This window comes from Actinomycetota bacterium (genome assembly GCA_030682655.1).
Taxonomy (GTDB): Bacteria; Actinomycetota; Coriobacteriia; order Anaerosomatales; family JAUXNU01; genus JAUXNU01.
In genome coordinates, this window is sequence record JAUXNU010000044.1 from 1 (window position 1) to 12,385 (window position 12,385).

Here is a 12,385-nt window from a genome sequence, read left to right on the forward strand (position 1 = left end):
GCGTGTTAGCGTTCACCAAGACGGTGTTCCTTTCGCGTGGGGTCATGGAGGTCTTGTAACTCCCATTATCCCAGCTCAAAGGGTCACCGTCGCCTGTTTCAGGCAGGAAAGTCAGGCGCTTCGTGAAATTTCTAGGCTAGGTGCAGCTGGTCGTCGTAGTACTCGCTCTGGTAGTAGCCGTCCTCGGGGTTCCAGTCTTCAAACCCGATCTTGTACTCTCCGGAACCCAGCTTCAGCTCGTAGCTGCCATCAGCGTCGGTGGACACGCCCCGCACCCAGTACCACTCGTCCGCGTAGTCATCGTAGGCGTACGCAACAACCCCGATATCGGCCAGCGGGTCACCCGATCCGCTCTCCGTGACCGTCCCTGTGATTGCCGGACGCGCGGGCGCAAGCGATGCGTCGATGCCGGTGGTCACCTGGCCATCAACGGTTTCGACCCATTCGGCGTCATCGACGGTAGCCTGGTCGTCGTAGAACTCGGGCATCCAGAATTCGTCTTCGTAGTACGGCCACAGCATCTGGAAGCCGATCTTCCACTTGCCGTCCTTCAGACCGTAGACGGTGTACTCGCCGTAGTAGTCGGTCCAACCCCAGGCGGCCTCGTACCAGGCGCTCAAGTCGTCGTCCCAGGAGTAGGCAGTCACTGCTATGCCGGGAATCGGGTCTTCCCAATCGTCGTCGACGACCGTGCCCTGGATGCTCGGCTCCATGATCTCCAGCGCTGCGTCGTAGCTGCCGGGTGCCACACCGCCGCTGACAACGATGTCATCGCCGTCCTTGATCGACGCCTTGTTGTTGTAGAACTCGGGGGTATACGGCGCTTCCTCCCACCCTTCCGAGAAGAACCCGAGACGGTAGGTCCCATCGGCCAGACTCCAGAACTCGTAGCCGCCGTCCTCATCGGTGTACGTCCATTCCTCGACGGCCCCCTCGGCTCCGTCCCAGGTGTACGCTGCGACCGAGGCCCCCGCCAGCGGTTCCGTGGAGTCCTCGTCGGTGACGGTGCCATGAATGCTCAGCCGTGTCTCGCGAACACGCAACGCATACATTCCTGTGCCTTGCGAGTCGAAATGACGCACCTTCAGGTAGACCGTCTTGGTCTCGTCGGCGGTCCAGAAGATCCTCGAGAACAGCGAACCAGAGCTGTCGTCGTTGCGGTCGATGACCGTGGTCGCGTCGGAATCGTACAGATACATGTACGTATCGACCTCGTCGTCTCCGTCAGAAAGCGTTCGCAGGTCGTAGGTCGTGCCCTCAATGGCGTCGAAACTCACCCAGTCGACGTCACCTCTGGGGTACAGCGTCCTGGACTGAGTCTCAGCCAGGGTGATGGCATCGGCCGAACCGGGGACGTTGTCGGGCTCGTATGAGTCCGCTTCCAACACGAACGCCGGGGTACTTGCCCCGGCGACTAGCGGTGCAGCCAGGAGTCCGGCCAGACACGCACACACGCATGCCAACCCGACCACACCCAGACGACTCGCACGCCAAGAACGTTGCATCGCGCTCCTCCTGTCGCGACGTGTTCACAGCGCGCAAGAAGGCCTCGGCGCCGCGAACGGATTCCCCCAGTACCTAACATCCCACATCCAAGAACGTGCGCTTGCATATGATGAGCTGCGAGGATTATACCGCCGGTCTTCGCGTCAGAACAGTGGATTTCTCACCAGATAGTGGGGTACTTGTTGTCGCCGTCTTGCGCCCCGCGAGCGATGCGCACCAGGCGCTCGCCATCCGCTAGACGAGCGGCCAGAACAGCACCGCGACGGCAACCAGGTTGTAGAGCGCATGGAGTGCGATCGCCGGCCACAGGCTCTCTCTCGCGTGAGCCAGCCAGCCCGCTGCAAGTCCCAGAACGAAGGTGGGCACGAACAGCCACACCGTGAAGTGATAGGCGCCGAACAGCGCCGCTCCGGAAGCGATCGCCACTCCCGCTTCCCACCGTGTCTCGAATGCCTGCTGGAGTACTCCTCGGAATACAAGTTCCTCGACTACGGGTGCTATGACGACGACCAGCAGGACTGAGAGCGCGAAACCGGCAGCGTTGGGGCCGAATACCGAGGTCAGGTCGGAGTTCCACCGGGTCGGAGGATCCCAACCCAGTAGTCCGGTCGCAACGAGGTAGACGATTGCCAGCACGCGAGTCGCCGCAAGGAGCCCCACTACGTATGCCGCCGACCTGAGCTTGGATATCCACGGAGTGCCCAGTCGGCCGAGGGTGAAGGCATCGGCGAACCCAACCCCCCGCATGCGAGCCAGAACGATGAGTGTGCCGACCTGTACCCCGTAGAACGCGATGAGTATCGCGACTCGGGCGTTCACGGCGGAGCTTGGTTTGAGTGTCTTGACCCATGAAGAAGCCATGGCGGCGTCCTTGATCATGAAGACAGCGAAAACCACGGCGAGTACCGCGCCCGCCTCGACAAGGGTCCACGCCCCTCGGGCGGCTCCGGGCCTCTTCGCGATCATTGCCGCCTGTGCCGCCTTCTCGCTCTTCGGGCTGGACGAAGCCAGCGGCTTGCCCGCAGCCGCCGCGGTCCGCACCCCGTTGCTCTTTGACACGATCGCAGCCCGGTCGCACGCGTCCACGCACTCCATGCACCCGGTGCACGCCCGCCAGTCGACGTAGATGTAGCTAGGCCCGACCTTCAGCGCACGCGCCTCACACACGCGCTCACACCTGCCGCAGCGATCGCACACGTCGGGATCGAGGCGCAATGCCGAGGACGGACGCGTCATCACACACCCCCGAGGGCGCGGCCGGCGAACCACAGGGCGACTGCGGAGAGGTTGAACAGTGCGTGCGCCACGATCGGCGGCCACAAGGATCCCGTCCGCTCGAACAGCCGCGCCAACAGCATGCCGAGGATCCAGATCGGGAGTCCCAGCCACACCACGTTGAAGTGCAATAGCGCGAACACCGCCGAGGAGAGCGCGACCGCGGCCGTCACGCCCCAGCGGTTCCGAAGCGCGGGATAGAGCACCCCTCGGTAGGCGATCTCCTCGGCGACGGGGGCGATGACCGCCGCGACGGCGATGAGTGTCGCGATACCTAGCGGACCTTGCGGGAAGCGCCCCATAACGTCGAGACTGTCCGGAGGCACCTGCCCCAGCCGGAGCAGCAGGGTGGTCCACGCGGTCGTCCCAACACGCGCGAAGAACGCAAGCAGTACGGCAAGCGCGACCCCGGGCAGCACCGGGAATCCACGCAGGCCGAGCCCGTCGCGCCAGCCCTCACCGCTGCTGCGCACCAACACGACTACAAGTCCGAGCGTCACGGCGTAGGGCAGACCCATCGTCGCAAGCCGGAACGCCGACTGGACGGCGGCCGTCTGCCCGGAGTACCACTCCGTGTCGAGCCCGAGCCAGCGAGTCAGCGCGCTGATTGCAAGCCCGACGAGCAAGGTCGACAGTGCGACCGCCACGGCCTGCGCGCCCGACCATGCGATGCGGCGAGGCGCGCGGAGACCCGCATCCGGCGCAGGCGGTTGCGCCTGCTCAGCGCCCAGCGTCATGCGGTCTCACCCGCCGGAGACTCGCCGGTCTCGATGATTCTGGCAAGTTCCTGCTCGCCAAGGACGGGGACGCCCAGCTCGAGCGCCTTATCGTACTTCGAGCCTGCGTCCTCTCCGGCAACGACATACGAGGTCTTCGAGCTCACGCTACCCGAGACCTTGGCGCCAAGCGCCTTCAGAGCACTCCCGGCCTCGTCGCGCGTGTATCGCGACAGCGTGCCGGTGAGTACGAAAGTCAGGCCCGCCAGCGTCTGGGGCCGGTCGGGCGCTGATCGCTCCTGGGCGAGTCGAACGCCTGCGTCGCGCAGCCGATCGAGCAGGCGACGGTTGTCTTCACTCGCGAAGAACGCTCGCACACTGGCCGCGATGGTGGGGCCCACGCCTTCGACGCGCGCAATCGGGTCGGAAGCAAGCGCGGCGGCGATCGTAACCCCGTCGCCAGGAGCTAGCGGCGCGACATCGGCCGCTTCCGCCAGCGCGTCCATCGAGCCGAACGCGACAGCGAGCTGCTCGGCAACGGTCGAGCCCACGTGCCGAAGGCCGAGGCCGAAGAGGACGCGTGCCAGAGGCCGGCTGAGCGATGCGTCGATTGCCTCGGCCAGCTTGCTCGCGACTGTCTCGCCAAGAACGACCGGCTCGCCGTCCTTCTTCACACGCCCCATGTCGAGGACGGCCAGCGTTGTGGGCTCGAGGTTGTAGAAGTCAGCAACGTCGTGAAGCTCCCCGGTCTCGACGAGCCGCGCGATGATCTCAGTACCCATGCCGTCGATGTCCATCGCGCCGCGACCCGCCCAGTGACCAAGCCGCTCCAGGCGCTGCGCGGGACAAGCTGCGTTCACACACCGCGTCACAGCCTCACCCTCCGGCCGCCACACGGGACCGCCGCAGGACGGACACCGGTCGGGCATCCGCCACTCGGGCGCATCCACCGGGCGCATGCCAAGGACCGGGCCGAGCACCTCGGGTATCACATCACCTGCCTTGCGGACCACGATGGTGTCGCCGATGCGCACATCCTTGCGGCGCACCTCGTCCTCGTTGTGCAGGGTGGCGCGCGCTATCGTCGAACCCGCCACCGTGACCGGGTCGAACTCGGCGAGCGGCGTGAGCGCGCCAGTCCGGCCGACCTGGACCCGGATACCGCGCAGAATGGTCGTCTTCTCCTCGGGCGGGAACTTGTAGGCGATCGCCCATCGCGGTGCCTTGCTCGTGTAGCCCAACTCCTCTTGGAGAGCGAAGTCATCGACCTTCACGACGACCCCGTCGATCTCGTATGGCAGCTCATCGCGACGCTGAAGCGCGCCGGCGCAGAACTCGCGTACGGCGTCTCCATCCGCGCAGGTCACAACATCCGGGTTGACGTGGAAACCAGCGTGCCTGAGCCATTCCAAGGACTCGCTTTGCGTGGACAACCCGAGCGCACGTGCGCTGGCGACCTGATAGACGAACGTCGCGAGGTCGCGCGATGCCGTCACCGCCGGGTCCTTCTGCCGCACCGCCCCCGCTGCAGCATTGCGGGGGTTCGCGAACGGCGCGGCACCGGCCGCCTCCTGCTCCTCATTGAGTCTCTCGAAGCTCGCCTTCGGCATGTAGACCTCGCCGCGCACCTCGATCACCGACCAGCTGGCGTCGGCATCTTCCTCGGCGAACAGCGTCTGCTCACCGGCCGAAGGCGTTGCATCAGCGCGCAGCCGCAACGGCACGTCGCGAACGGTCCGGATGTTCACGGTGATGTTCTCGCCCATGCGCCCGTCTCCGCGTGTCGCGGCGACCGCGAGCGCTCCGCCCTCGTAGGTGAGCGCGATCGAACTACCGTCGATCTTGAGCTCGCACACGAAGGCGCACGCCCGCTCCCCGACCGCTTCCCGCACGCGCGCGAGCCACGAATCGAGCTCGCCGAGGTCCATCGCGTTGTCGAGCGAGTACATCCGCTGCGCGTGCGCGACCGGCTCGAACTGCGTCCCGACCGAGCCACCGACCCGCTGCGTCGGCGAATCCAGCGTCACCAGCTCCGGCCACCGCTCCTCGATCTCCAACAACTCGCCAAGGAGCGCGTCGTAGGCGGCGTCGGATATCTCCGGCTCGTCGAGCGCGTAGTAGCGGTAGTTGTGGTGCTCGATCTCGCGGCGCAGCGCCCCAGCCCGCCGGGCGACGACGGTACGGTCCTCGGGGGCCGTCATCGACCTACTCGTCGCCCTTGAGCTTCTGTACGTGCACGTCGCCGACGGAGTACACGACCGTCTCCGGAACGAACCGGTTGATGCGTTCGGCCTCGTAGATCCATACGTCGGTCATCGTGACTTTGAAGTAGACGCCACCATCCCCCACATGCGGCTCAACATCGACCCCGTTGGCGAGATAGGCACGGAGCTCGGTCTCCACGTAGTAGGTGAACACCCGTGCCGCGTCGCGGTATTCGTTGTAAAGAGCCAGTCGTTTCTCGGCTTCGTACATGTCAAGTTCGTCGATGCTGTCCATCTATAGCCCCTCATCACTTGTCGATATCGCAGCTTCCATTCTATCCCCCGCGCGCCATCGAGGTCGCTAGCCCGCGAGTGACACGAGCCGAACGTTCCCCCACGCCCCGATGTGCCCGTCGATCGTGGCGATCACACCAAGCACGCCAAGGAGACCGCGCGCGGCCTCTATCGCGGCCTCGATATCGTCGGGCGTATGCACACGGTTTGCGAGAGCCGTGGCGACCGCATCGGCAAGACATGCGTTGCGCGCGAGCACGGTGACGGCGTCGGCCTGACCGAAAGATGTCGAGTGGCCGATCCGGCCGCTTGAAGTGCAAACCGCAATGGGCTGAAGGCCCGCGGGGACCACGACTCCGACCGACTGGATCCCTTGCTCACCCGCCCACAGTGCCACGGTACGGTCACAGTCGCCCATCACGAATATGTCACCGCCGTTCTCTACGATCACGTTAGGTGAACGCTCGGACAGCCCGCGCGCAACGTACTCCGCGATCGCGCCGGCCACCGCCGCCATTGGGCCCACGCTCGCGACGCGAGCGGCCTGCGCCATGCGGACTATGATCTCAGGCGCGTCCTCGGGCACGTCGATCGGCGCAAAGGTCTCTGCGAAGTACGGATGCCCCCGGATGAACTCCTCGATCTCCCAGCGAGACCTCGCCACAAGGTCCTCGGCCAGATCGGAGAGATCCTCGGAGGCGCATATCTGCAAGTCGGTCTCTTTGACACGGACATCAAAGCAGACAAGGCCCGCAGGGGACACAGTTCGGCGATATGTGCGCGGCTCGTATGACATGGCCCTATCTTCAACGTGCGGCCTTTCGCGCGCAAGAGCACCACGATCCAGCATGCAGCGAAGGTTCATAGCCTGCAGGAACCCGGCGGGGGTATAGTCTTCTTAAGGTCGTTCGGTGTCGTGCGCCTGTGCAGGGAGGTCTGCATGCGAAAGATTCTTGAGCTATGCGTGGCAATGGACACATTCGCCAAGGAGACCTACGAAGCGATGGGTGCCGCGTGTGACGTGCCCGACCTCAAGACCGTCTTCTGCCGCATGGCTCTGGAGGAATCCACACACATCGGATGGTGGCAGGACCTCGTTGACGCATGGGACCAGGGGCTCGTCCCCGACGTCGTGAACGACACCATCGGCCTTGAGCGACACATGGCATCTCTGCTTGCCGAGATGCGCGAGACCGCACCCGGCGACTACGCTGACGTGGACACCGACGTAATGCTCGACATAGCCGCGCGACTGGAGTTCTTCCTGCTCGATCCGGTCTTCGGGGAGCTGCTCGATCTCACAGAGCCAGGCGGGGCGAAGAAGCACCGCGGAGCATATGCGCGCCATCTCGAACGAATCATCACGGCCGTCGAGTTGTTCTACACGCGCTCCGACCTCGCGAAGTTCCTCGCACGTGTGCTGCGGCGCGCGTGGCGCGACAACCTCGCACTCGCCTCATTTGCCACGCGCGATCCTCTGACAACGCTATACAACCGCCGCGGCCTTATGGCCCATCTCGGCCAGTGGATGTCGTGGGCAGGTCGGTACGAGCGCCCGCTCGGCATCCTGTTGGTGGACGTTGACGACTTCAAGGAGATCAACGACACACACGGGCACTCCGTCGGCGATATCGCGCTCAAGACGATCGCGGACGCGCTGGCAGAAACCGTGCGCGGCTCCGATCTCGTTGCCCGCTATGGTGGTGATGAGTTCGCGATCGTTGCACCTGAGGCTGATGTAGACGAGCTGAATGCCCTGGCAGAACGCCTAATAGCGTGTGTGAAGGCCGCGAGGATCAAGGACTGGGACGGCAGCATGATCGGACTTAGCGTGAGTGTGGGCGGCGCGGTGGCAACGAACGCAGGTGCCCCGGGAACCGTCATGGACGGGCTGCTCGCGCTTGCCGACCGCCGGCTCTACGAGGCCAAGCGCGCCGGCAAGGGACGCTCCGGCGGAGTGCTCCCCTACATTATTGCGGAGCCTGCGGCGGACTGACTGCTCCCTGCGCCCGCCCTCTCCTTGGCCATCTCCCCGGCGTGGTAGCTGCTGCGCACGAATGGAGCGCTTGCAACGCTGGCAAACCCCATGCGGCGTCCGTCGCGACCGAGTTGCGCGAAGATATCCGGCTCGACGAAGTCCGCTACCGTCACGTGTGCCGGACTCGGACGCAGATACTGGCCAAGGGTAAGAATCGCACAGCCTGCTTCCCGCAGGTCGCCCATGACCTCGTGGATCTCGTCGAGTGACTCACCGAGTCCGAGCATAAGGCCGGACTTCGTGGGCATGTCGATCCTGGTCGCGATTGCACGCTTCCGCGCATGCACGAGCACATCAAGCGACCGGCGATAGTCAGCGCCGGGGCGTACCTCACCATACAGACGCGGCACGGTCTCCAGATTGTGATTGAAGACGTCCGGAGCAGCGTCGACCACGCGATCCACGCTCTCCCAACGGCCTGCGAAGTCGCTCGTCAATACCTCGATTGTCGCGTCGGGCACGACCGCACGCACGGCCTCGATGACCGCGACGAAGTGGGCGGCGCCTCCGTCAGGCAGGTCATCGCGTGTGACCGTCGTAACTACTATGTGAGAGAGTTCCATGCGCCGGGCCGCCTCGGCAAGGCGTGCGGGCTCCTCGGGGTCGAGGGGTTCCGGAGTCCGGGTGTCCACGGCACAGAAGCGGCATCCGCGCGTGCACGCGTCGCCCATGATCAGGAACGTCGCCGTCCCCGACGAGAAGCATTCGCCTCGGTTCGGACACTTGGCGGATCGGCATACGGTGTGGAGTTCGAGCTCGCCAAGGACGTCTTCCACCTTGCCGGAGCGCCCGGGTGTGGCAATAGGCCGCCTCAACCAGGGCGGCAGACGATGAGTCGAACTGCCGTGTTCGTATGCCATGCGGGCGATGGTACCATGCCTGAGGGACGGCGGGCGCCATCGCCACGATGTAGGAAAATGGGGGTAATGATGAGCGATGTGACAAGCGAGGCGCGGGCAGCAACCGAGACGGACGGGAGGGCTTCCCGATCGGGCAAGACGGCGTTCGCGCTCGGTCCGATCGTGGCAGCAGTGGGGGCTGCGGCATGTCTCGGCATTTCGTTCGTTCTCACGGGCAGCGGTGTGACCGCAGGGTTCGCGATGGTCCACGCCTCAGACGCGATCGAGAACCAATTCAACCTCGCGGCGCTTCCGTTCCTGCTCCCCGCAGCGATCGTCCTCGCCCTGCTCGCGCTGGCTCTGTGGTTCGCCGCACCCCGGCTTGAAGGCCTGTGGGTGCGCCTCGGCGTCGGCGTTGTGTTAGCTGCCGCCGTTCCAGCAGCCTGTGCGGCGATCCTTGGGCTGCTGATGGGCGATCCTGGCGAAAACATACCGTGGATGCTCAGCCTCTACTTCCAGCCCATGGTCTTTGCGGTGCTGCTGTACTGGCTACCTGCTCTCTCCACCGTCGTCTGGGCTCTCTGGAAGCCGCGGGGCCTGCCTCGTACGTTGATCGCCACGCTCCTGTCCGCGTCGCTCGGCCTCCTCGTGTTCTCCACCGTGTGGTACGTGATCGGCGGTCGCACGAGCTGAGGTTCGTAGACCAGACGCAGTGAGGCTCCCAGGCAGGTTCGCCGAGGAGCCCCACACCTCATCGCAGACACGCGCGACGGCCATGGATCCGCCGTCACGCTTCCTAGCGCTTGAGTTTCTTGTCGATCTGAGCTCGAACTGTCGGCGTGACCGACTTCTCTCCACCGAAGATCACACACTCCTCGATCGCAAACCTGTTCGCAGTCAGGAAGGTAGCGGGCTCAGAACTCAGGTCAGTGCCTTTGGTGACAAGCATGGGCCCGCCCGAAAGACCCACGAGCACGCCCCCCGTCAGCGCATCGGCCTGCTTGGCCGCGATACCGACTGTCTTGTACGTCAGCCAGCCCTTCGCCTTCGCCTTGGTTGCGATAGCAACGGCCGTCGCATAGCGGTTCACACCGGACCAACGCTCCGTGTGCACGATCGAGCCGAGGATCTCGACCATGTCCCTGGAGACCGTGTTGGGGCCTCCCGCAACGACCAGTTTCACATCGACTTGCAGATCGATCGCATCAAGGGCATCGATCGTCGCAAACGGGATGTCGTCCTTCTTCACGAGCAGGATGGGATACCCCTCGGAAGCTGCAATCGGCGAAAGCGCCAAGGCGTCGAAGAACGTGTTCGGGTCGGCGCCATTTGCGAGCAGCACCCATTCAGGCTCGCCAAGGATGGACTTCATCCGCTTGGCGATCGCCCCGGCCATGTCGTAGCGCGTGCCTCCCGAGAGCAGCCGATCCTTGGTCGCGGTGGCCTTCCCGCCGGTCTTGGACTCGATCGCTGCCTTGATCTCGTTGAAGCGGAGGTCAGGCACCGATCTCGTGCCACCCACGATGTGGATCTTCAGCGTGCCGTGGGCCGCGGCGATCTCCGAGATCGCCACAAGCACGTCACTCGGTGTTGATGCGGACTTGACGAGGAAGAGCGGGGCTTCGTACGCGCCGCACAACCCTGCCGCGGCGAGCGGGTCTGCAGCGGCCTTGTCTTCGCCACACGCGATGACGACGTCGTTCCGGGCGCTCTCCCAGCTCTTGTCCCCGTCCGGGTCGAAGATCGCGCGTGCCGCCTGCACGCCTACCGCGAAGCGATCGGCGCCAGTCATGCGCTCGATGGACGTGTCGACGATGAAGTCGAGGCTCGCATGCAGCGATTCATTGCCCTCGACGTCCTCGGCCCAGTAGACGAGATGATGCGTGCCCGGACCGGTCACGACAGTGGCCGAGGTCCCCGTCGTGGTGATGGTCCCCCCCCGAATCGAGGTCGTAGCTCACGGAAGCCACGCCAGACCCGTCCGGCCCATCGGTCGCGGTGATGCTGATGTGGGCCATCCCCGTGTAGCGGGCGACCGCGTTCGTCATGACGGTAGGAGCCGTTGTGTCGGCGGGCGCGGTCACGAGGCTGCGCACGAAGACATCGGGCTGGCTGTTCGTGTCACTCGGAACCAGATTCGTAGCGCGAGACAGGAACGCCAAGGCCGTGCCATTCCCTGCGATCCTGCCTTCGGTCGTGATGTTGTTCGCCTCCTGGCCAGAGGAGTCCACACTGGCACGCACGCACTCACCCGTGGCCACATCTACAACAAATGCGTCCTGCGCGCTGTTGGTATCGTCGGCCACAAGATTCGTTGCCCCTGAGAGGAAAGCCACGAGCGAGCCATCTCCAGTCATGGATGGGAAGTCCGCGTACGAGTCCGGTAGGCCTCCGTCCGCAGCGTGGACCGGAGCGGTCGTCACGTCGGACTCGACATCACGCACATAGATGCAGGAGCCGCTCTGGACCGGCGTGCTGACCAGATCGCCAGCTCGACTTGCGAACGCCACGTAGCGGCCGTCATCGGACAGACCCATGTAGTCGCTGAGCGCCACCTCGGCCGAGCTCTCGCCACCGTCGGGCTTCACGTTGACGCGCTCGATAGCACCACCAGCCAAGGTCTTGATGTAGATGTCCGCCTGGCTCGATGTGTCGTCGGCGGCGAACGTCGTCGCGTACGTGATGAAGGCGACCTTCGTGCCGTCCTTGCTGATCTTGGGATAGAAGCTGTGGCCGTTGCCCTGCTCGCTCGCCGGCCCAACGCTCACGCGCGTGGTCACCCCGAGTTGCAGGTCGCGAACGAACACGTCCTGACGGCCATTCGTGTCCCCCGGCACGAGGTTGTTCGCATTCGAGAAGAACGCAACGTAGCGGCCGTCGGCACTCAGGCTCGCGTTGTTGCTGTAGTCGTTGCCTTTCACGCCGGCGGTGGACTGGCTCGCGAGGGTAGTCTCGTTCGACTGCATGTCGCGCACGAACAAGTCCCAATCGGCACCGGTGTCCCCCGCGACAATCCCGGGTGAGTCCGAGCTGAAGGCCACGTAGCGGCCGGACCCGCTGATCTCGCAGTCGTTCGTCGCACCATGCGACGCCGGATCGCCATCGAGATCAACGGATACACACGTCGTCTCGTTGCTCTCGGTGTCGCGCAGGAAGATGTCGCCCCAACCGTTCGCATCTTCCGGTACAAGGGTGCTCGCCCAACTCCAGAAGGCGATGTAGCGCCCATCTTCGCTGATGTCCGGGTGGCTGGATTCGCCGTTGGCTTGCGTTCCATCTGAGGCGACGCTCGCTCGGACTGTCGTGTCCGGCGCGATCGCCACGCCTGTGGCAGGCGCAAACACGGCCGTTCCGGCCACGAGCGCCACACTAAGGAAGCGTCAAACAACAACTGAGCGGTTGCGGGGATGGATCACATAGTTCCATTCGGGATGGAACTCATCTCGGGTGAGGCTGACTGTCGCCAGTTGGGCGTCTGAGACCCTGACGCCGCGTTGGTAGGAGCGCTCGTCG

General features: G+C 64.6%; 11 protein-coding genes. 2 read left to right on the forward strand and 9 right to left on the reverse strand.

Features of this window, described 5'->3' with window-relative positions:
* Nucleotides 1-131: 131 nt before the first annotated feature.
* The 6 genes from Q8K99_02225 to Q8K99_02250 form a co-directional block, all read right to left on the reverse strand.
* A complete protein-coding gene (locus Q8K99_02225) occupies nt 132-1,505 on the reverse strand; it encodes a carboxypeptidase regulatory-like domain-containing protein (protein ID MDP2181372.1) in 1,374 nt (457 codons plus the stop codon).
* 235 nt (nt 1,506-1,740) lie between these two features.
* Entirely contained in the window at nt 1,741-2,742 is a 1,002-nt protein-coding gene (locus tag Q8K99_02230; protein ID MDP2181373.1) for a CPBP family glutamic-type intramembrane protease, read from the reverse strand.
* Nucleotides 2,742-3,518, reverse strand: a complete 777-nt coding sequence (locus tag Q8K99_02235; GenBank protein MDP2181374.1) for a CPBP family intramembrane metalloprotease — start codon at nt 3,516-3,518, stop codon at nt 2,742-2,744. Before Q8K99_02235 ends, Q8K99_02230 begins: the two co-directional genes overlap by 1 nt.
* Nucleotides 3,515-5,698 (reverse strand): NAD-dependent DNA ligase LigA, encoded by a 2,184-nt coding sequence (ligA, locus tag Q8K99_02240; GenBank protein ID MDP2181375.1) that lies wholly within the window; start codon nt 5,696-5,698, stop codon nt 3,515-3,517. Before ligA ends, Q8K99_02235 begins: the two co-directional genes overlap by 4 nt.
* A gap of 4 nt (nt 5,699-5,702) precedes the next feature.
* A complete protein-coding gene (locus Q8K99_02245) occupies nt 5,703-5,996 on the reverse strand; it encodes a DUF2469 family protein (protein ID MDP2181376.1) in 294 nt (97 codons plus the stop codon).
* Between the two features lie 66 nt (nt 5,997-6,062).
* Entirely contained in the window at nt 6,063-6,791 is a 729-nt protein-coding gene (locus Q8K99_02250; protein MDP2181377.1) for a UPF0280 family protein, read from the reverse strand.
* Nucleotides 6,792-6,935: 144 nt separating this feature from the next.
* On the opposite strand from Q8K99_02250, the gene Q8K99_02255 reads away from it, so the two are divergent.
* A complete protein-coding gene (locus tag Q8K99_02255) occupies nt 6,936-7,991 on the forward strand; it encodes a diguanylate cyclase (GenBank protein ID MDP2181378.1) in 1,056 nt (351 codons plus the stop codon).
* Here Q8K99_02255 and lipA read toward each other — a convergent pair.
* Entirely contained in the window at nt 7,961-8,893 is a 933-nt protein-coding gene (gene lipA, locus Q8K99_02260) for a lipoyl synthase (protein MDP2181379.1), read from the reverse strand. The genes Q8K99_02255 and lipA overlap by 31 nt on opposite strands.
* A 69-nt stretch (nt 8,894-8,962) precedes the next feature.
* Between lipA and Q8K99_02265 the strand changes: the two genes are divergently transcribed.
* The gene (locus Q8K99_02265) at nt 8,963-9,565 is read left to right on the forward strand and encodes a hypothetical protein (protein MDP2181380.1); all 603 of its coding nucleotides are present in this window, start codon (nt 8,963-8,965) and stop codon (nt 9,563-9,565) included.
* Nucleotides 9,566-9,668: 103 nt separating this feature from the next.
* Here Q8K99_02265 and Q8K99_02270 read toward each other — a convergent pair whose 3' ends face one another.
* Entirely contained in the window at nt 9,669-10,772 is a 1,104-nt protein-coding gene (locus Q8K99_02270; protein ID MDP2181381.1) for a cell wall-binding repeat-containing protein, read from the reverse strand.
* Nucleotides 10,714-12,231, reverse strand: a complete 1,518-nt coding sequence (locus tag Q8K99_02275; protein MDP2181382.1) for a calcium-binding protein — start codon at nt 12,229-12,231, stop codon at nt 10,714-10,716. The genes Q8K99_02270 and Q8K99_02275 overlap by 59 nt, the downstream gene beginning before the upstream one ends.
* Nucleotides 12,232-12,385: the final 154 nt, after the last annotated feature.

Excerpts from the sequence above, each read along its gene's own strand:
- Q8K99_02255 (MDP2181378.1), top strand. The coding sequence starts at position 6,936 with ATGCGAAAGATTCTTGAGCTATGCGTGGCAATGGACACATTCGCCAAG.
- ligA (MDP2181375.1), bottom strand. The coding sequence starts at position 5,698 with ATGACGGCCCCCGAGGACCGTACCGTCGTCGCCCGGCGGGCTGGGGCG.
- Q8K99_02230 (MDP2181373.1), bottom strand. The coding sequence starts at position 2,742 with ATGACGCGTCCGTCCTCGGCATTGCGCCTCGATCCCGACGTGTGCGAT.
- Q8K99_02245 (MDP2181376.1), bottom strand. The coding sequence starts at position 5,996 with ATGGACAGCATCGACGAACTTGACATGTACGAAGCCGAGAAACGACTG.
- Q8K99_02250 (MDP2181377.1), bottom strand. The coding sequence starts at position 6,791 with ATGTCATACGAGCCGCGCACATATCGCCGAACTGTGTCCCCTGCGGGC.
- Q8K99_02235 (MDP2181374.1), bottom strand. The coding sequence starts at position 3,518 with ATGACGCTGGGCGCTGAGCAGGCGCAACCGCCTGCGCCGGATGCGGGT.
- Q8K99_02265 (MDP2181380.1), top strand. The coding sequence starts at position 8,963 with ATGAGCGATGTGACAAGCGAGGCGCGGGCAGCAACCGAGACGGACGGG.
- lipA (MDP2181379.1), bottom strand. The coding sequence starts at position 8,893 with ATGGCATACGAACACGGCAGTTCGACTCATCGTCTGCCGCCCTGGTTG.
- Q8K99_02225 (MDP2181372.1), bottom strand. The coding sequence starts at position 1,505 with ATGCAACGTTCTTGGCGTGCGAGTCGTCTGGGTGTGGTCGGGTTGGCA.